This is a genomic window from Streptomyces sp. WMMC940 (assembly GCF_027460265.1).
Classification (GTDB): domain Bacteria; phylum Actinomycetota; class Actinomycetes; order Streptomycetales; family Streptomycetaceae; genus Streptomyces.
In genome coordinates this window covers 6,142,654-6,161,945 of record NZ_JAPZBC010000001.1, presented here as the reverse complement: position 1 = coordinate 6,161,945, position 19,292 = coordinate 6,142,654, and the positions used below count along the sequence as shown (strand labels likewise).

Annotated in this window: 13 protein-coding genes; 3 read left to right on the top strand and 10 right to left on the bottom strand. The window is 72.1% G+C overall.

Translation table 11 applies throughout. The features are described from left to right. Window positions 1-130: 130 nt before the first annotated feature. The 5 genes from fxsT to fxsA all read right to left on the bottom strand — a co-directional run bounded on the left by fxsT (window position 131) and on the right by fxsA (window position 8,665). On the bottom strand, window positions 131-4,063 hold the full coding sequence (gene fxsT, locus O7595_RS27135) for an FxSxx-COOH system tetratricopeptide repeat protein (protein ID WP_269731222.1): 3,933 nt from the start codon (window positions 4,061-4,063) through the stop codon (window positions 131-133). Continuing rightward, window positions 4,047-5,423 (bottom strand): FxsC protein, encoded by a 1,377-nt coding sequence (fsxC, locus tag O7595_RS27130; protein WP_269731221.1) that lies wholly within the window; start codon window positions 5,421-5,423, stop codon window positions 4,047-4,049. Before fsxC ends, fxsT begins: the two co-directional genes overlap by 17 nt. Window positions 5,424-5,503: 80 nt before the next feature. Next, entirely contained in the window at window positions 5,504-6,280 is a 777-nt protein-coding gene (locus O7595_RS27125; RefSeq protein ID WP_269731220.1) for an aminoglycoside N(3)-acetyltransferase, read from the bottom strand. Further along, complete coding sequence (gene fxsBH, locus O7595_RS27120; protein WP_269731219.1) at window positions 6,261-8,483, bottom strand: radical SAM/SPASM protein FxsBH, inactivated beta-hydroxylase extension form; 2,223 nt, start codon at window positions 8,481-8,483, stop codon at window positions 6,261-6,263. Before fxsBH ends, O7595_RS27125 begins: the two co-directional genes overlap by 20 nt. Before the next feature lie 50 nt (window positions 8,484-8,533). Then, on the bottom strand, window positions 8,534-8,665 hold the full coding sequence (gene fxsA, locus O7595_RS27115; RefSeq protein WP_269731218.1) for an FxSxx-COOH cyclophane-containing RiPP peptide: 132 nt from the start codon (window positions 8,663-8,665) through the stop codon (window positions 8,534-8,536). Window positions 8,666-8,932: 267 nt separating this feature from the next. Between fxsA and O7595_RS27110 the strand changes: the two genes are divergently transcribed. Continuing rightward, window positions 8,933-9,835, top strand: coding sequence for a DUF4231 domain-containing protein (locus tag O7595_RS27110; RefSeq protein WP_269732644.1), 903 nt, complete (start codon window positions 8,933-8,935; stop codon window positions 9,833-9,835). A gap of 129 nt (window positions 9,836-9,964) precedes the next feature. On the opposite strand, the gene O7595_RS27105 is transcribed toward O7595_RS27110, so the two are convergent. The 3 genes from O7595_RS27105 to O7595_RS27095 all read right to left on the bottom strand — a co-directional run bounded on the left by O7595_RS27105 (window position 9,965) and on the right by O7595_RS27095 (window position 13,886). After that, entirely contained in the window at window positions 9,965-10,447 is a 483-nt protein-coding gene (locus O7595_RS27105) for a hypothetical protein (RefSeq protein WP_269731217.1), read from the bottom strand. Window positions 10,448-10,894: 447 nt separating this feature from the next. Next, a complete protein-coding gene (locus O7595_RS27100) occupies window positions 10,895-11,800 on the bottom strand; it encodes a S1 family peptidase (RefSeq protein ID WP_269731216.1) in 906 nt (301 codons plus the stop codon). 844 nt (window positions 11,801-12,644) lie between these two features. After that, window positions 12,645-13,886: a DUF5685 family protein gene (locus O7595_RS27095; RefSeq protein WP_269731215.1), complete on the bottom strand. Its 1,242-nt coding sequence runs from the start codon at window positions 13,884-13,886 to the stop codon at window positions 12,645-12,647. 289 nt (window positions 13,887-14,175) lie between these two features. Here O7595_RS27095 and O7595_RS27090 point away from each other — a divergent pair, with 289 nt between their 5' ends. Further along, the gene (locus O7595_RS27090; protein WP_138056106.1) at window positions 14,176-14,610 is read left to right on the top strand and encodes a cell division protein SepF; all 435 of its coding nucleotides are present in this window, start codon (window positions 14,176-14,178) and stop codon (window positions 14,608-14,610) included. Between the two features lie 39 nt (window positions 14,611-14,649). Here the strand turns inward: O7595_RS27090 and O7595_RS27085 are convergent, their stop codons facing one another. Continuing rightward, window positions 14,650-15,840 carry an acyl-CoA dehydrogenase family protein gene (locus O7595_RS27085; protein WP_269731214.1) on the bottom strand — a complete coding sequence of 397 codons (1,191 nt, stop codon included), beginning with the start codon at window positions 15,838-15,840 and terminating at the stop codon, window positions 14,650-14,652. A 159-nt stretch (window positions 15,841-15,999) separates the two neighbouring features. Further along, a complete protein-coding gene (locus tag O7595_RS27080; protein ID WP_269731213.1) occupies window positions 16,000-17,727 on the bottom strand; it encodes an MFS transporter in 1,728 nt (575 codons plus the stop codon). A 413-nt stretch (window positions 17,728-18,140) separates the two neighbouring features. Here O7595_RS27080 and O7595_RS27075 point away from each other — a divergent pair, with 413 nt between their 5' ends. Further along, a complete protein-coding gene (locus tag O7595_RS27075) occupies window positions 18,141-19,220 on the top strand; it encodes a phosphatase PAP2 family protein (RefSeq protein ID WP_269731212.1) in 1,080 nt (359 codons plus the stop codon). Window positions 19,221-19,292: the final 72 nt, after the last annotated feature.

Below are 19,292 nucleotides of genomic sequence, written 5' to 3'. Positions count from 1 at the left end.
GGCCGGGCACGGCGGGTCCCGCAAGGGCCCGACGGCGGATGCCGCCCGGCGCCGCGAGCCGGCCGTGCGGCCGGCGCCGTCCTGACCGTGCGGGACCCGCCGGCCCGCGCAGGGGCGGACCCCCGCACGGTCAGACGGCCAGTGGCTCCAGGTCGCGGTGAGTCCTGCGCTCGTCCCGGGCGATCCGGGTCAGCGCGTGCTCCTCGCCCAGCAGCCGGGCGAGTTCCTCCGCCGTCTCCGTCCGCAGCGCCGCCGCCTCGTCCTTGCGGCCCAGCCCGCCGAGGGTGACGGCGATGTTGGAGGAGACCGCGAGGACCTCGGGGTGGTGGGCGCCCAGGACCTCGCGCAGCTTCGGCACCGCCCGCCGCTCGGTCTCCAGCGCCGACTCCAACTCACCGAGGTCGGCACGCGCGTTGGCGAGGTTGACGGTGCAGAACAGCGTGTGCGGATGCGCAGTGCCGAGGACGTCGGTCATCCGGCGGACGGCGGCGACGAGCAGCTGCTCCGCCGTCTCGGGGTCGCCGCAGCCCCACTGGTAGATGCCCAGGTTGTTGATCGCGGCGAGGGTGTAGGGGTGCTTCTCGCCCGGCACCTTCGTGTACTGGTCGACGACCTCCTGGGCGAGGTCCCGCGCCGCGACCGGCTCCCCGGCCGCGAAGAGGTCGGCCGCCAGGTTCAGATCACAGGCGAGCGAGTCCGGGTTGGCCGAGGTGTACTTGGCGCGATAGCGGTTGCGGGTGGCCGTCGTCAGCCGGCGGGCGTCCTCCAGCCGGCCGGCCCGCCGCAGGGAGACGGCGAGGCTCTTGCCCGCGGCGAGGGTGCCGGGGAAGGCGCGGCCGAGGGTCTGCTTGTAGCTCTCGTAGGTGCGGCTGAGCAGGCTGACGGAGTCCTCGTACCGGCCGACCTCGCGCAGGTCGCGGGCGAGTGAGGTGGCCGAGGAGAGCGTGTACGGGTGATCGGGGCCGAGCACCTCGGTACGGCGGTCGAAGACGTCCTGGTCGATCTCGCGGGCCCGTGCGTACTGGCCGACCATGCGCAGGTTCAGCGCCAGGTTGTTGGCGGCGGCCAGGGTCCGCGGGTGGGACTCGTGGAAGATCTGGCTGAACCCCTCGTGCGCCTCGGTGGCCAGTTCCATGGCCTTGCCGTACTGGCCGAGCGTGCCGAGGTCCATCGCCAGACCGCTGGTGGTCATGTACGTGTGCGGGTGGGACGGACCGAGCACGGCGCGCTGGCGCTCCAGGGTGACCTCGTCCAGATCCCTGGCCTCCACGTAACGACCCTGCGAGCGGAAGATGTTGGAGAGGTGGAAGCGCAGGTACAGGTACTGCAGGTCGTCGTTGCCCAGCATCTCGCGCCAGGCTTCACGCAGATCGTCACCGAGGGCTCCGGCGGCCTGCCAGTCGCCGCGCTTCCAGAGGTAGCGCACCCGGTCGATGAGGAGCCGGCGGGTCTCGGGCTCCTTGCAGTAGCGGGCCTCGGAGGGGCCGAGGTGCGGCCAGATGGTGTTGAACCGCGGCCAGGTCTCGGGGTTGTCGATCGGCTCGTCGTCGTCGGGGCGGGCGCCGGCGAGGATGCGGTGGACCGCGTGCCGGGCGTCCCGCTGCTCCTCGTCGCTGAGCTGGGCCCGGATGACGGCCTGGACCAGCCGGTGCACCTGGATGGAGTTGGACACCTGGTCGACCTTGGCGAGGGCGAACCGGCCGATCTCGCGGATGACGCGGCCGAGTACGAGCTTCTCCTGGAGGGAGGCGTCGTACGGCTTGAGCGCCTCGATCATCTCCTTGCTGTAGAGGAGGTTCGCGGAGATCGGCTCGGGGGCGAAGAAGGCGCAGAGCTGGAGCAGCCGCACGGCGGCCGGGGAGCGCTCCTTGAGGCGTTCGATGGAGACGTTCCACGTCGCGGCGACCGGCTCCGGGTAGCCGGCGGGCTGGTTGAGCGCGAGGACGCTGGGCGCCTGCCGGGCGAGCTGCTCCAGGTAGGCGGCGACGGGTGTGGCGGTCTCGGCGATCCAGGCCGCGGCCTGTTCGACGGCGAGCGGCAGATCGCCGACGGCGGCGGCGACCTGGTCGGCGTCCTGCGGGGTGAGCCCGGGCGCGCGGCGCTGGAGGTGCTCGACGGACTCCTCGCGCAGGAAGACGTCGACCGGAAGGGCGTCGCCGTACTGGGACCAGGTCTGGTTCCGGGAGGTGACGAGGATGTGGCCGCCGGTGGGGAAGAACCGCTTCAGCTGCTCCGGGTCGTCGGCGTTGTCGAAGACCAGCAGCCAGCGGGAGGTCGGCACCCCGCGCCGGAGCAGGTCGACCGCCTCCTGGGAGGCGGCGGCCATGTCCTCGCCGCCCTGCGCGCCGAGCCGGGTGGCGAGTTCGGCGAGCCCGGCGACGACGTCGTCGGTCTGCTCGGAGGAGATCCACCAGACCAGGTCGTAGTCGGCCATGAAGCGGTGCACGTACTCGAGGGCCACCTGGGTCTTGCCGACACCGCCGAGGCCGTACAGGGTCTGAGGCTGCGGCAGCACGACGGCCATGCCGCCGCCTAGCTGGTCGCGCATCCGCTCCAGGACGACGGAGCGGCCGGTGAAGCCGGGGTTGCGGGCGGGCGCGTTCCAGATCTTGGGGACGGTGCCGGGGAACCGCGGACCGGGCGCGACCCCGTCGGTGAGCTGGACCGGCCGGTCGAGCGCGCGCAGCAGTGCGCTGGTGGCGTGCACCTCGTCGAGGCGGAAGAGGTCGACGGGGTTGCGGTCGATGTAGGGGGTGGTGAGGCGTACGTCGCCGACGCGCAGCGGCAGCAGATGGCGGCCGCGGCCGCCGCCCGGGTCCTCGGCCGCGGCACGCTCCCACACCTCCACGGCGCGGGCGGACTTGAGGTAGGCGCTGGAGAGGAGGACGACGGTGCGGGCGGCGTTCTCGGGGGCGAGGACGGCGGAGCCGTCCTCGGGCGGTTCCGCGGAGACGTCGCGCGGGACGACCCGGAAGCCGGCGCGGGTGAGGACGGACTCGATCCAGTCGGCCCACATGCGGTTCTCTGCGACGTAGCTGAGGAACAGGTCGGCGGGCAGCGCGGGGCGGCGTCGGGTGAATGCGTCCCTGATCCGGAGCCTGGTCTCCTCGCCGACGGTGGGCATCGTGGTGATCTCCCCTTCGGTGACGACGGCGGTGAGCCGTTCGAAGGCGGAGAGCAGGGAGTTGGTGAGTCCGGCCTCGTCGCCGAAGGTGGCGAGGGTCTCCTCGTAGGCGTAGTAGGGGCGGTACGGGATCTCCACCGCGCCCCAATAGGAGGTGAGTTCGTCACCGGCGAGCCCGGTGGGGAAACGGTCGAACTTCAGCCGGGCGAGGGCCCGTCCGGCGTCGGCCTTCTCCTTCTCGCCCTCGTCGATGCGCATGGGGACGGGGAGGACGCGGATGCCGCGGCCGCCGTAGCGCTCGTCGATCTGGCGGGCGACGGCGGCGGCGCCGTCGATGGACTGGTCGCTGAGGGTGAAGCAGTCGACGAGGACGTCCGGGAGGTGGACGGTGCAGATGTCGGCGATGTCGCTGAGACCGGTGCGGCTGTCGATGAGGACGTAGTCGTAGTTGGCCTTCATGTCGTCGCGCAGGGCGTCGAAGAAGTGCCCGCCGCCCAGCCGGTCGTAGAAGTTGTCCCAGTCGAAGGTGGAGACGGTCGCCGAGTACTCGCGGTTCTGCTTGCCCGCGGAGACGAAGTCGAGTGTGCCGCCCTCGGGGAACTCCCAGCCGAGGTTCTCGGGGGTGAGGGAGACGGCGTGCGGCTGGATGCGGGCGTAGTCCCGGTGCCAGTCGTCGGGACGCTGCACGGGGCTCGTCGCGGCCCAGGCGTACTCGGTGATCAGGTCGATGACACCGGTGGTGGCGCCGAGCGTGGACGGGTCGAGGAAGGGGTGGAAGAAGCGGTGCAGGCCGGGGGCTTCCAGGTCCCAGTCGACGGCGAGGACCCGCTTGCCGTTGGCGGCGAGTATCCAGGCGGTGTTGGCCATGGCCATCGTGCGCCCGGTGCCTCCCTTGTACGAGTAGAACGTGACGATGCGTCCGTCACGACTGGCTGTCATCCGTGTCCTCCGCATCCGGCGCGTGGTCGAGCGTGTCGGGGATGTAGTGCGTGGTGGCGTACTCGGCCGCCATGGGGCCGCGCAGCCTCGGACGTTCGGTGTGGCTGCCGCCGGCGGGCGGATAGACCTGGGCGTGGCGCAGGTACTGCTGGGCGGCCGCCTCCACGACCTGCGGGAGGATCTGGCCGAAGGCCTCCATGCTCGGTACGCCGCGGGCGGCGGCGCGGCAGGCGGCGCGGCCCTGGCTGAGCTTGGTCGGCAGGGTCTGTTCGAGCTTGGCGCTGAGCTCGCCCTCGGCGCCGCGGCTCTGGTGGTCGTCGCGGCTCCAGGGGACGACGACGCTGACCCAGGGCCGGTTCTCGGCGTCGAAGGCGGCGAGCCGCTCGCGTCTCTCGTCGTCCTCCAGTGCCCAGCGGTCGATGATCAGCAGCTCCGGCCTGGTCGGGGGCTGCTTGCTGTCGAGCGGTGTGCTGTCGTGGTCGAACGAGGCGATGGTCGCCTGGTAGTTGAGGGTCCGCACCAGATCGCGGGCGACATAGGCGAGCGGCCGGTGCGCCTCCGGGTAGTACGGGTTCCAGTCCTGCGGCATGTCGCCGTAGTACTCGGGGTCGCGTCCCGGGGGCAGGTCGTGCCGGGTCGGGGCGGCCACGGTCAGCTGGATGGGGCGGGGGCCCGTGCTGCGCGGCCTGGCCGGGTCAGGGGTGCCGAAGGCGCTGGGGGCCTGCCGGTAGTCGAGCGGCCTGCTCGGCCCGACCGCGGTGGTGTCCGCGACGCTGACGATGCGTTTGGCGAGTTCGTAGACCGCCCGCTCGTACTCCTCGGCGAATATCCGGAGTTTGATCAGCCCGTAGAGCCCGTCGGTGACGTAGCGGTCGCCGAAGGCTCGGTGGTTGAACTGCAACCGCTCGGCGGGGCCGGGAAGTTGCTCGGGCGGCACCGGCACCCACAGCGCGGGCACGATGGCCTCGGCGAGCCGGTTGCTCTTGGCCTGGTGGTAAATCTCCCGCTGGGCGAAGGCGTACCACTCCTTGCCGCACATCTCGCTGGCGAAGTAGCGGGGGGAGAACAGCGGCACGAAGACCCGGCAGGTGGCGAGGACTTCGGCGAGCCGCTCGGACCACCCCTCGCCGGAGCGTATCTCCCGGTCCATGAATCCCGCGGGTGCCCCGGCGGGAAGATCGGTCATGGCCATCACATGGCCGCACAGATCCCGGAAGAGACGTTCGACCCACATGTCGGGGTCCGGCCCGCCCGCCCCGTACCTCGGTGTGTGCGCATAGCTCAAGAAGAAGTACGGCCGATGGTCCGCCGCTCGCTGCTGCGATGACGCGTGCACACGACCCCCGTCCTGTATGAACACCCGCACTCCATGGTGATGAGGTGCGAGCGGACCAATCATTCCGGAGCAGGCCTTGCTCCATCACCCGGTCGTTCGGTCAATCAACACCGCTTTTCGGACATCCACGCCACTGCATGGTCCACCGCGTCGGTGATCGAGAACAAGGTTGCGGTCGTTCCTCCCAGTTGTCCCTTCTGTTCGAGATTCCAGGAGAAGGCGGCTCCGACGGCGTCGAAGTCGCTGTCGTCGAGTTCGACGTCCCGGTATTCCGTCCATTCCGGGCCGTGCGCCCCGCGCACCACACAGGCGTACCGGCGCAGCGGCGCTCCGATTCGGTACTCCGCCAGGTGAAAGGCGGTGCAGACGGAGAAGCCCACATTGATCATCAATACCCGCGCCCCGGCCCGGTAGAGCGCCCCGAGCGGGGACTCCTCGCCGAGGTGGCAGGTGAGCGGGTGCCGGGAGAGGAGCTCTCCGGCCCTGCGGCCGAGGGCGGCGAACGACGTCTGGGGGTGGGCGCTGCGCACCGCGCCCGGGGTGGTCCGTACGGACTCGGCCAACCGGCCCATCCCGGTGCTGGGTGTGGTGGCCGGGTCGTAGGCGGGCATCGTGGCCCGGAAGGCCGCCGCCTGAGTGGGTGTCATCCCGGCCACGCGCCGCAGATGGGCGGTGGACGTGTCGGAGTTCTCGGCGGTGAAGGCGGGGACCACGAGCGTGCCCTCCGCACCGAGCGCCCGCAGCAGGGCGTCGCGGAGTCCCGGAGCGTCCATGCCCGTGCCGCCGAGCCCCGCGTGGACGAGGACCGTCTCCCCCGTCCGTAACCCGAGTTCCGCCAGCTGCCGCGCGAGCCCGTCGCGCTCAACGACTGTGCCGGTCACGGTCCGCCTCTTCCCACAGCAGCGCCAGCAGGCGCTTTCCACCGACGGTGAGTTCCGCGGCGCGGCCCAGGGTGTCAAGCGCCCGCAGGGCGGCCTCCGCGCCGTCCGGGTCGAAGGCGCGGAGGCCGGTCCGTTCGTACGCCCCCGCGAGCAGTTCGGACACCGGGACCGGCACCTCCTGCCACGGTGCCGGGTGGGTCCACAGGCCGTCGTCGGCGTAGAGGTCGGTGACCTCCAGCAGGGCCCGGAGGCGCGTCCGACGCCAGCCGCGCAGCAGCAGGGGTGCCAACTCCCCGGCCCCGGCCCGCAGTGGGACGCCCAGCGCGCCGAGACCGTGCCGTCCGGCCGAGGGCAGGGAGCCGTCGACGGGGGTCAGTGTGGTGAGCGACGCGGCGGCGGCCGCGGCCTGTTCGGGCGCACGGGTGCGCAGGAGGCCCCAGGCTCGGGCCAGCCGGTCCGTCCACTCGGCCGCCTCGCCGTGATCGAGCCGGGGCAGCGCGCAGGCGTCGAAGCAGTCACGGTACGGGTCGAGGTCGTCGATCGCGAGGTCGGGCGCCCCGTCGCGGCCGAGGCGGCGGACGGGCCGCCAGCCGGCGCCCGGTTCGTCGGGCCGGGGGATGTGCCACTCGCCGCCGCCGGTCCGTACGAGCAGGCCCTTCTCGACGGGCCGCACCTCCGCCGTGCCGCGCGGTTGTGCCCCGGCGAGGCGGAGTTCGCCGAGCGTGGGCAGCAGCAGCGTCCCGCCCTCGTACGGAACCGGCACGGGGAGGTCCAGGCCGCCGCGGACGACGGCGGCGGCCACCGACGAAGCCAGCCTGGCGGCCGGCGGCAGCACGGCGCCGGGCACGCCCTCGTGCAGCGCGTCCAGGGCGCCGAGGAGCCAGCCGCGGGTGTACGGGTGGGTCAGCACGGGGTCGAGCACGCCGGGATGGCGGTCGACTGCGCCTGCCAGTTCCCAGGCGCGGGCCCACTCCTCACCACCGCGTCCGTCCAGCTCCCTGTGCAGGTCGGCGAGGAGCAGCCGCGTCAGCTCGTGCTGTTCGGTCCGCAGCTCCCCGTCGTCGGTGACCGCGGCGGACACCGACCGGGCGGCGGTGCGTTGCTCGATACCGCGAACGAGGGCCTCGAGGTCCGTGCAGTAGACGGAGGTGTTGTCGAAGCCGGTGCCGGAGCGGTAGCGGTGGGTGTAGAGCCCGCCGCCGCAGGAGCGGACGACGGGGCACGCGCGGCAGGCGTGGCCGACGCCGGCGAGGCCGAGCTGCCGGGCCCGGACGCCCGGGTGGGCGGCGACCTCGTCGAAGGTGTGGGCGAAGACGTCGAAGCCGGTGGCCGCCGCGCCCTCGTAGGCGGTCTTGAGCGAGTCGACCTGCTCCAGGGCGCCGTCGGTCTCGACGACGACGAGGTCGGTGGGGGTGAGCCCGAGCGACTCGGTGAGCCCGGGGCCCCCGGAGAGGGTGGAGAGGACCGAGGCGAAGAGCCGCACCGGTACCCGGCGGCCCTGCCGGTCCCAGCGGTCGAAGACGGCGAGGAGCCAGTCCGCGTACGCGGTCGGGGAGCCGTCCGGCCGGGGCGGTGGCTCGTCCCAGGTGGCGTGCGGCAGCAGGAAGTCGATGCGCGGGGGGTCCAGCTCCGTCAGCGCGTCGAGTACGGCGACCGGGTCGTTGGCGACGTCGACGGTGCACAGGAGGCCGAGGTTGAGATGGCGCCAGCGGTCCGTACCCAGCAGTCGGACGGCCTTCAGGACGAGGGGGTGACTGCTCCGCCCGTCCGCGAAGCGGCGGTGGCGGTCGTTGGCGGCCTGGTCGCCGTCGAGGGAGATGCCGACCTTGACGCCGAACTCGTCGAAGAGTTCGAGATAGCGGGGGCTCAGCTGGAGGCCATTGGTGTGAATGCGCAGGTCGAGGGCGGCGACACCGTCGAGGGCCTTGGTGAGTTCCTCACAGACCCGGCGTAACCGGGCGGGGCCGGCGAGCAGAGGCTCCCCTCCGTGCAGGATCACTGACACGGAGGGCAGGGCATGTTTCTTCGCATGCTCGGCCAGTCGCAGAGCTGTCCAGAAAATCGCCTCGTCAGAGATTGCTTTCGGGCGGGTGCGCCAGCTCTGATCAGCGTGTTCGTAGATATAGCAGTGGTCGCACGCAAGATCACATCTGCTGTGGACCTTCAATACGATCTCGCGGAAGGGGACCACGGGTCCGGTCATTCCGCCAGTCTAGGGCAGCCCGCCCGCCGTACGGACGGTCTGGAACCGGACTAGAGCGCGGAGTTGAACGTGGACATCCGTGCGGAACGGTCGGCGCCCGCGGGGCGCACACGACCCAGCTTCCTGGCCGCCTCGGCGTCACGTACGTCGATCTCGGTGAGGGGCACCCGATCCTTCTTCACAGGAGCGAAGGTGACTGAAGTCTGGAGGGTCACGGCGGCCGTCCTAGGTCATGTTGTGCTAATGGGGGAGCACCGGGCACCGTTGCAGTGTCGGCGGCACGACTTTACTCTCATGGCCACCCGCAGCAACTCGGCACGGAGAGCCGAAACGAAAGCGTTGCGCGAGTATGCCCCACTCCGAACGGAACAAGCCATTCCATCGAACGAGTGAAGCCAAAATCCGCAGAGGGGGCACGCATGACCGGTATTCCCGGCCATCTGCAAAGCATGGTCTTTCGAAATGCCGATCTGCCGGCACTGTTCCACCACGCGGACGAGACGGCCGTCGACCGGCAGCGGGAGTCGGTCAAGGGCACCCGGCTGCAGTTGCTCCTCCTGGTCCTGGGCTCGGTGTTCGCGGCACTGCCCTGGCGCGGGAGGGTGGGCGACTCCTTCCAGCTCATGGGCCTGCTCAGCGCGTCGGCGTACGCCTGGGTGCTCGTCGTCAGCTTCCGCGGGACACGCCGCCGGGCGAAGTCGCACTGGCAACTCAACCGCTCCGCGGCGGAGTTCGTCCGGTCCATGTGCTGGCGCTACGCGGTGCACGGGGCACCGTTCGACTCCGACTCCCCCGATCCGGACCGGCTGTTCACGACCCGGCTGGAGGAAGGGCTCCGTGAACTGCGCAAGGTCGGCTGGGTGGATCCTCGGGAGAACGGCGGGAGCGTGGCCTCCGGCGAGCTGATCACCACCCCGATGCGGCTGCTGCGGGAGAAGGGCTTCAGCGTACGCAAGGAGACGTATGTGAGGGACCGTCTGATCGAGCAGCGCAACTGGTACCACCGGCGTGCGGAGATCTCCCGGCGCGCCACCACGCTGTGGACGGCGACGATCGGTCTGCTCACCGCGCTCGCGCTGCTGTTCGGGGTACTGCGCACGTTCTCCGTCACGGACTCGGCCGAGCCGGTACCACTGCTGTCCGCGGCCGCCGCGGCGTGTCTGGCGTGGAGCGAGATCCGGCGGCACCAGCCGCTGATCGCGGCGCACTCCCTGGTGGAGGAGGACCTGGCCGCGATCCACATCGCGATGGAGACCTCGGTGACGGAGGAGCAGTGGCCGTCGGCGGTGTACGAGACCGAGCGGATCGTCTCGCCCCAGCACACCGACTGGCTGGTGCAGCACCGGAGTTGACATGAAGATCAGGAACCGGGCAGGCCCCGGGCTCGGTGAGCGGCCCGGCGCCGGACCCGGGCGTCCGCCCTTCACCGTACGCGCATGCCCGGCGCCGGACCCGGGCGGCCGGCCGTCTCCGTACGCGTGTCAGTCCCGCTCGACCCCGTCGCGCCACACCACCGTCACGGGTGTGCCGCGCTCCCGCGCGTAGCGGACGATGTCGCCGGTGCCGCCGAGGCCGCGGGCGGGCCGGCCGTCCCAGACGGCGAGGAGCCGGTCGCAGTTGTCGGCGATGTAGGCACCGGCCGCGTAGTACGCCTCGTCCGTGGAGTGGGGGAACGCCAGCCGTACCTCCTGGGTGGCCCGGCACCGGAGCCGCCGGTAGCAGGCCAGGGCGCCCGGGTCGTCGAAGCCGTCCTCGTAGTCCCCGCTCGGGATGACCACGGTGAGCTCGGCGCCGCAGGCGAGGGCGATGTCGGCGAAGAGCTGATCGGCCCCCTCGGCCAGGCTGGAGAGCGCTTGCAGAGCACCCTCACGGCCGCCGCACAGCACCGCCTTCATCCCGGCCAGCACATGGGGCATGGCCTCGGGCGGAATGCTTCTGTGGCCGGTCACTCCGATGCGCTTCATCCGCCCCCCGATCCATTGTGGCCGCGACCATCCTCTCAAAAGTGTGCAATACGTCGAGCCCCCGCCGTGGCGCGGATGCGGTCGGCCGGTTCGGGGCCGGACCTTCTCGCGGTCGGGGTCCCGGCGGTGGGCCGGCCCTGCCCCGGTGCAGGTGGCATCCGCGAACCCCTCGTCGCGGAACGACGCTCCCCACCCGCCCCGGCCCGGATCGCCGGGTTCCTCCTCGGGAACGCGACCCTGCCGCACGCACCGTCTCCGCCGAGGACTCGCCCGGCCCGCCCGGCCGCGTCGTCACCCGCACCCACCCCGTACGACAACGTCGGCCTTCACGACCACAACGGGTCGTGAAGGCCGACGTCGGGCGAACCCCCGAATCAACCGACGGCTTCCGGTGCACGGTGGGGGCTCTTGCTGGACCGCTGTTGTTCCCTGTCCTTGCGGGACGGCTCAGTAGACACTGACGCCGTAGGCGCTCAGGGCCTCGGTGACCGGCTGGAAGAAGGTCGTACCGCCGCTGGAGCAGTTGCCGCTGCCGCCGGAGGTGAGGCCGATGGCCCGGCTGCCGGAGTACAGCGGGCCGCCGCTGTCGCCGGGTTCAGCGCACACGTTCGTGCGGATCATGCCGTAGACGACGTCACCGCCGCCGTAGTTGACCGTGGCGTTGAGGCCGGTGACGGTGCCGCTGTGGGTGCCCGTGGTGGAGCCGCGGCGGGTCACCGACATGCCGACCGTCGCGTTGGCGGCGCTGGTGATGTCGACGCTGCCGACGGTGCCCGGCTTGGCGATGGAGGTGTTGCTGTAGCGCACGATGCCGTAGTCGTTGCCCGGGAAGCTGGAGCCCGCGGTCGGGCCGAGTACGGTGGTGCGGGCGGAGTTCGCGTACCAGGTGCCCGCGCCGTCGGTGCAGTGGCCCGCTGTCAGGAAGTACGAAGTGCCGGAACTGCTGCGGACGTTGAAGCCCAGCGAGCAGCGCCAGCTGGTGGCGTAGACGGCGTCGCCGCCCGAGATGAGCTTGCTGAACCGGCCGGGAGTGCGCTCGATACGGAGAGCACCGGCGTTCGCGCCGGCCGCCCGCTCGATCTGCGCGATCTCGGCCTTGGAGACGGTGGAGTCGGCGGTCACGACCAGGGTGTTGGTCGCCTTGTCGACGTGCCAGGCGGTACCTGCCACATCGGCGGTCAGCACGGCGTCGCTCGCGGCGGAGAGCTGGGACGCGCTGAAGGTGACGGGGGCCTCGACGGCACCTGCGGTGGGGACGGCCAGTGCGGCGGCGGCGACGAGACCGGTCGTCACGGCGAGCAGACGGGTACGTCTGGCCACGCCGTGGGTGGGGGTGGTGCGCTTGATCCTCACTTCTCGTTCCTCCCGAGGGGAATCGGGGACCCGACTGTGGGGTTGACGGGTCCGTGAGGCGCAGTCAGCGGGCGTGGGGATGTGTCCGGATTCCGGTCACGTTGTGCCCCTGACAAGCGCTGTTCGGGAGTATTCGACGAGCCAACTTGCCGCGCAAGGGCGCCTTTCGGCCGCGCGGCGCCATGGCACGCCGGACGGCCTCGGAGGGGTGGTGGCTCCGGGGCCCATGAGGTCCGTCGCGGGTCGGACGGATCGACGGCACCTCAGGTTCCTTCCGTGGTGGGGGAGTTCGTCCGCGAGTTCGCCGCCCGGGGCGGGACGGGGTGGGCGGAGCGAGCCGCGAGGGCCGTGGGGAACAGTGGCGTCCGGTCGGCGCGACGGTGAGCGGGCCGGCGGTCCCGGCAGCGGAAGGCGGACACGGCAATCGCCCCCTCCTCCGGTCAGGCCGGCGAGGACGGCCCACGGCGAGTCGGCGCTCGCCGTGCGAAACCCGTGGTCCCCCGCCGGGGCGGCGGCCCCGGCGAGCCGGGCGGCACCGGTCCCCGTCGACGAGGAGCCCGCCCTCGGCCGCGGCCTCGGTACCACGGCCCCACCGTCGTCACACCTGACCCGGGGGATGACCGGAATTCGCCCTTCCGTGTGGTCCCAGAGCCAGAAGGTGACAGGTGAGGGCCGGCGGTCCGCAGGGACCGGAACGGGGCCACGCCCTTCGTGCCGCTTCCTCCGGCCACGGTGTGGTGCGGTGCCCTTCGATCAGTCCTGCCCGAGGAGTCCGCCGAGGCCGAGACGCGACCGCAGCCCGGCACCCGCCCTGCGGGCGGACGACGCTTCTCTCAAAACACCCCTAGCAGCCGTCACAGGGACAGCAGCAGTCGCAACCGTCGCAGTTGCAGTCGCACTTGCGGCAGCAGCCCTCACGCTTCTTGCGGGACCAGGGGCCTTCGTACTGCTCGGCGCAGCAGAGCCGGCAGGTGCAGCACAGGCCGACGAAGACCGCACAGCCCGCCCAGAAGCCGCGCGGCTTGGGCTTCGAGGGCTCGCCGCCGAAGCCGAACCGGGGCGGCTCGCCCCCGTTCCCGCCGGGTCCGCCGCCGTAGGGAGTGCCGCCGTACGGGTCGCCGCCTCCATGGGGGTCGGCGGGTCCGTACGGTCCTGCCCCTCCCCCGTGGGGGCCGCCGTACGGACCGCCTCCCTGCGGGGGCCGGCCGCCGTGTCCCTGGTGCACGCAGGCCGCCGAGCCGAAGGCCCGGTCCACGGACCTCCGCAGTTCGTGTGCGAGGAGCATGTGCAGCAGCCGGTCGTCGACGAACTCCGCGTCCCGCAGGGCGAGCCTGATGCCGTGGAGGGCGTCGTCGGCGAGACGGCGGGCCTCGGTGAGGCTCGTGCCGGTGGCCGTGAGCGGGTTCCAGGCACCCGACGCGGCGTCGGCCTCCCGGTCCTCCACGGCGTCCAGCAGGTGCGCCAGCCGTCCGAAGAGCCGGCCGGCCTCGGCGAGCGGCGCGGCATTGCCGGGGCGGCCGGCGAGGACCGCGGTGTGCGCGAAGGCGGCCGCGGTCGCCGTCTCCGTGGGCTCGGTCACCACCAGCAGCGGCGTGCCGGGGCCGGTCAGCGATTCGATCCCGGTCTGCCGGTCCACCGCGTCGACCAGCACCGCCGTGTCGAAACCCAGTGCCGCGCCGGCACGGGCGCCGGCACGGTCCCAGCCCGTCGCGATCCGCCGCGCGGCCGCGGCCACCGGCCTGCGGGCCAGCACCCCGTCCCGGTCGGCCACGTGGTCGCGGACCTTGGCCGAGGCGAGGACGAGCGAGACGGCGGCGGCCAGCCGGGCGCCCTCGCCCCGGGCGACGGGCGCGGTGCGCATGGCGCGGAGGGGGCAGGGCCCGGCCGTGCGCCGATGCGCGGGGGTCCGTCCGGTCTGAGCCTCCGTCAGAACCGAGACGATGAGCCCGTCGTAGTTCGTGACGACCCTGGCGAACTGCCCGTGGTCCGCGCGAAGTGCCAGGCAGAGCCCGCAGAGATGGGCCGTCCACTCCGCCTTGAGCCCGTCGGTGAGGCGATGGGTACAGGGCCGGACGATTCCGAACACGACGTTCCCCCGGGTGTCGTTCGAGTGTGCGGCCGCATCGTATCCGGCCCGCCCGTTCACCCGGACGCTCCGACGCTCACCCGTCTGCCGAGGCATTCATATTTTGCTTCGATATGAGCCCCTTCAGGGCCCCTACGCTGGAACAATCTTGACGAACCGCCACATGTTCTGCACCAGTACCGTCACGAATCCCCTGCGCGGCGACTATCCACTTGGCGCGCGATCCGCATTATGGACGACCATAGGGATATGCGGAACCACAAGTGACCGCGGTCGAAAGGAGGCGTCCATGGGATCGGTGCGCAAGGCGAGTGCATGGCTCGGTCTCGTCGAGGACAACGACGAGCGCTACTACGACGACGAGTACGCCGAGGGTACGGGGGCCGGCGACCAGTGGGTGACCGACCCCCGCGTCCGGGTGGCCTCCGAGACGGCCGAGGAGCAGGGCCGCCGGATCGCCACCGTCTCCCCCGACAGCTTCCGGGACGCGCGCGGCATCGGCGAGCACTTCCGCGAGGGCGTTCCCGTCATCGTCAACCTGACCTCCATGGAGCCCTCGGACGCCAAGCGCGTGGTGGACTTCGCGGCCGGGCTGACCTTCGGACTGCGCGGCTCCATCGAGCGCGTGGCGACCCGGGTCTTCCTGCTGACCCCCGCCGACACGGAGATCGTCAGCGGGGAGTCCGCGGGCCGCCCGGGCGACGGCTTCTTCAACCAGAGCTGAGCGGGGCGCTCGCCGGCCGGCCGCAACGGGACGGTCGGCCTACCGGAACGCGTCGAGGCCGGTGAGCGCCTTGCCCAGCACGAGCTGGTGCATCTCGACGGTGCCCTCGTAGGTGAGCACCGACTCGAGGTTGGTGGCGTGCCGCATCACGGGGTACTCGAGCGAGATCCCGTTGGCGCCGAGGATCGTACGCGCGGTGCGGCAGATCTCGATCGCCTCCCGTACGTTGTTCAGCTTCCCGAAACTGACCTGCTCCGGGCGGAGCGTCCCGGCGTCCATCCGCCGCCCGAGATGGTGGGCGAGCAGGATTCCCTTGTGCAGTTCGAGCGCCATGTCGGCGAGCTTGGCCTGGGTGAGCTGGAAGCCCCCGATGGGCTTTCCGAACTGCTCCCGCGTCCTCGCGTAGTCCAGCGCCGCCTCGAAGCTGGAGCGCGCCGCGCCCATCGCACCCCAGACGATGCCGTATCGGGCGTGCGACAGGCAGCTGAGCGGTCCCTTGAGTCCCGTCACGCCCGGGAGGACGGCGTCCTCCGGCAGCCGCACCTCGTCCAGGACGAGTTCGCTGGTGACGGAGGCCCGCAGCGACCACTTGTGCCGGATCTCGGGGGCCGAGAAGCCCGGTGCGTCGGTGGGGACGGCGAAGCCCCGGATGCCGTCGTCGGTCCGGGCCCAGACGACGGCGACGCCGGCGACGGAGCCGTTGGTGATCCACATCTTGCGCCCGTTGAGCACCCAGTCGGAGCCGTCGCGCTTGGCGTAGGTGCGCATTCCCGCCGGGTCGGAGCCGTGGTCGGGCTCGGTGAGCCCGAAGCAGCCGATGGTCTCGCCGGCCGCCATGGACGGCAGCCACCGCTGCTTCTGCTCCTCGGAGCCGTACTTCCAGATCGCGTACATCGCGAGCGAGCCCTGGACGGAGACGAGCGAGCGGATACCGGAGTCGGCGGCCTCCAGCTCCAGGCAGGCGAGTCCGTACTGGACGGAGGTGGCGCCGGCGCAGCCGTAGCCGGTCAGCGACATCCCGAGCGCGCCGATCGAGCCGAGCTCCCGGGCCAGTTCGCGGATGGCGGGGAGTTCACCGCTCTCGTACCACTGGGCGATGTGCGGCAGCACGCGGCCGGCGGCCCAGGAGCGGACCGTGTCGCGGACAGCGAGGTCCTCCGGCTCCAGCAGGTCGTCGATGCCGAGGGGGTCGGCGGGGTCGAAGGGGGGCAGCTTCGAGGGTGCGGACATGAGGGTGCCTCCGGCGGCTCGCTCGGCGCTGTCCGGGTCTCGGACGGCAGCCGGTGTCCTGGAAAACCGGTGCCGTGGCCGGAGAGGTCTGCCGGTGGACCTCTCCGGCCACGGCACTGGCCAGCAGTGGTATTCGATGCTCGGCGCTGACGTTACGGCTCAGTGTGCCGTGCGTCCAGTGCGTGCCGGACCGCCCGCCTCCGCGGGCGCACGGCGCGCGGGGACCGCGGACTCCGGCCGTAGGTGGTCCCGGAGCGGGGCGCCCGGCAGTGCGGGCTCCGGCGCGGGAGGCCCGGACCGGGTGTCCGGGGCCCGCCGCCCGTCGTGGAGGCCCGTGAGGTCGTCGGGCTCGGCGCACTCCATGACCTTCGGCAGCCGGAGTGCGGCCAGCGCGCCGAGCAGCAGCAGCCCCGCGCTGACGAAGAGCGTGACGTGCAGTCCGTGGACGAAGGCGTGCCGGGCGGCGGTCCGCAGCGCGTCCCCGGCGGGGCCGCCCAGCTGGAGGGCCACCTGGTACGCCTCGCCGAGCGAGTGTGCGGCGGCGCTGCGTGCCGCGGGCGGAGCGCTCGCGGCGTCGTCGAGCCCGGGGGCGTAGGCGGCGTTCATGACACTGCCGAGCAGCGCGATGCCCATGCCGGCGCCCAGCTGGTAGGAGGTCTCCCCGATGGCGGCGGCGCCGCCCGCCTGCTCGGGCGGGGCCTCGCTGAGCATCGACTCGTACGCGCCGAAGAGCGTGGTCTGCAGCCCGAAGCCGAGGAGGACGAATCCGGCGGTGAGCAGCAGCGGCCGGTCGTGCTGCCCCATCAGGGTCAGCAGCACCACGGCGGCGGCCGTGAGCACGAAGCCCCAGCCGACCATCCGCCGGGGGCCGAGGCGGCGGAGGGTGAGGGAACCGGTGGCTCCGGCGGCCATCGCGGCGAAGGTGAGCGGCAGCAGGCGCAGACCGGTCTCCAGCGGACTCAGCCCGAGCACGAGCTGGAGGTACTGGACGGCGATCAGCTCCAGGCCGACGAGCGCCAGCATGGCGAGGACGATGCAGCCGACCGAGGTGGAGAAGGTCGCCCGGGCGAACATCCGCATGTCGATCAGCGGATGCCTGCGGCGCTTCTGGCGGCGGACGAAGAGGACGAGGAGCACGGCCCCGGCGAGCAGCGGGCCGGCCGTGCCGAGGTCCAGCAGCGCGTCGCCGGCGCCGAGCCGCTTCACGCCGAGGACGACGCCGAGCACTCCGGCGGCGGCCATGAGTGCCCCGAGGACGTCCCACGGACCCCCGCGGTCGCCCCGGGACTCGGGGAGCAACCAGCGGCCGACCGGCAGGATCAGCAGCATCAGCGGGATGTTGATCAGGAAGACCGAGCCCCACCAGAAGTGCTGGACGAGGAAGCCGCCCAGGACGGGACCGGTGGCGGCGCCGACCGCGGCGACGGCGGTCCAGATGCCGATGGCGGTGGCGCGCTCGCGCCGGTCCGGGAAGACGGCCCGGAGTATGGAGAGCGTCGCCGGCATGATCATCGCACCGCCGACGCCGAGCAGCGCCCTGGCGCCGATGAGCACCTCGGGCGTGGTGGCCAGCGCGGCGACGGCCGAGGCGACGCCGAAGAGCGCGTAGCCGAGCAGCAGGACGCGCCGGCGCCCGACCCGGTCGCCGAGGGTGCCGAAGAGGATCAGCAGCGAGGCGCACACCAGGGGGTAGGCGTCGACGATCCACAGGAGTTCGACCCCGGACGGGCGGAGGTCCTCCGTGACGGCGGGCACGGCGACGTGCAGCACGGTCGCGTCCAGCGCGACCAGGAGCAGGCTCACGCAGAGGACGAGCAGGACGACCCAGCGGTTGGCACCGCCGCCGGCGGCACGCGGGCGTGCTCCGGCCGTGGTCCTCCCGAACATCTACGTACCTCCTGCTGGGTCTCGCGTCGGTGGGCCCGGCCGGGGGCTTGGCCCGGTGGGGGCGGCCCGGCATCGACGGGCGAGTGATCAGCCAGAGTACGCGAGTCCCGGACGGCGGCGCGTGGTGCACCTCTCACCCGGGCGGCGGGGCGGGTGTGGCGTACGCCACGCCGACGCGGCCGCGCGATCACCCCCGAACGGTCCCGGAATTCGGCGCGGCAATCCCGTGAAGTGTTACCGCCGCCTGCAAACACACTTACGGAGAACCGGTGCGTGCAATAGGGATCGCGGTCCGCCTGATTTAGCCGTCGGCGTCTTTCAATGCGCCGCTGAGACATAGTCCACATCACATCGTCATCACGAAGAGCCTGGATGGGCCTGGTCGGACACTCACTCGCTGTAACGTCGATTGGGTGCGTACCGACATCTTTGCCCGTCTGGACCGGGAGCCGGAGCCGCCGAAGATAGAGATCCCGCGGATGAGCCGCACCCGTCTCGCCCTCTTCGGCGGGACTTCGGCGTTCTATCTCGCGATCGTCGTCGCCGTGCTCATCTCGTCCTGGCTGGTGATCGTCGACTGGAAGGTCATGCTCTTCCGGCCGTATCAGCAGTGGCCCGAACTGCACGCGTTCCTGGACTACTTCGTGGTGCTCGGCCAGCGCGGACCGACGGCCGTGATGGTCGCCGCCTGGCTCGGCTGGCGCTCATGGCGGCAGCACACGCTGCGTCCGCTGCTGGTGCTGGGGGCCTCGCTGCTGCTGCTGAACGCGACGGTGGGAGCGGTCAAGCTGGGCCTGGGCCGGCTGGGCCCGCACTACGCGACGCAGATCGGCTCCGCCGAACTCTTCGCCGGCGGCGATATATTTCCTTCGGGCCACACCGCCAATGCCGTCGTGACCTGGGGAATCCTCGCCTATCTGGCCACCACGCCGCGGGCCAGGCGATATCTGTCGGCGCTGTCCGCCGTGGTCGCCCTGGGCGTCGGGCTGACGACCGTCTACCTCGGTACGCACTGGCTCAGCGACGTGCTGCTGGGCTGGGCCGCCGGTCTGTTGATCCTGCTCGCCCTGCCGTGGTGCGAGCCGCTCATCGCACGCGTCGAGGACGCGATCCTCTCGCTGCGGAACCGGCTGCGCGCCCGTCGGCTGCCGCTGCCGTCGCTGCCCGTCGCCTCCGGCGGCCCGCGGCCGGCCGTGTACCCGCAGCGGATCCCGGCCGAGGACGGCGGGGAACCGGTGCGCCGCCCGGTGGGGGCGACGAGCGCCGCCCGTACGGCGGGCACCAGGAGCACCGTCGGCAGCGTCGCGCTGCCGGCCGCCGGGCAGAAGCAGCAGACCGGAGCGCCGGCCACCTCCGGCGTCACCGCGGCCGCCCGGCACGGGCAGGCCCGCACGCACGCGGTGGGGCGCTCGCCGCATCCGCCGCACACGCCCTGGACCACGGCCCCGGCCGGGAGCCGGCGCCCACCCCGGTCGCGCCCGGTGGGCGGCTGACGGCCTGCGGCGGCGTGCGCGGAGAGTTCCCACGGCGAAGGCCCCGACCTCGGTCGGGGCCTTCGCCGTGTC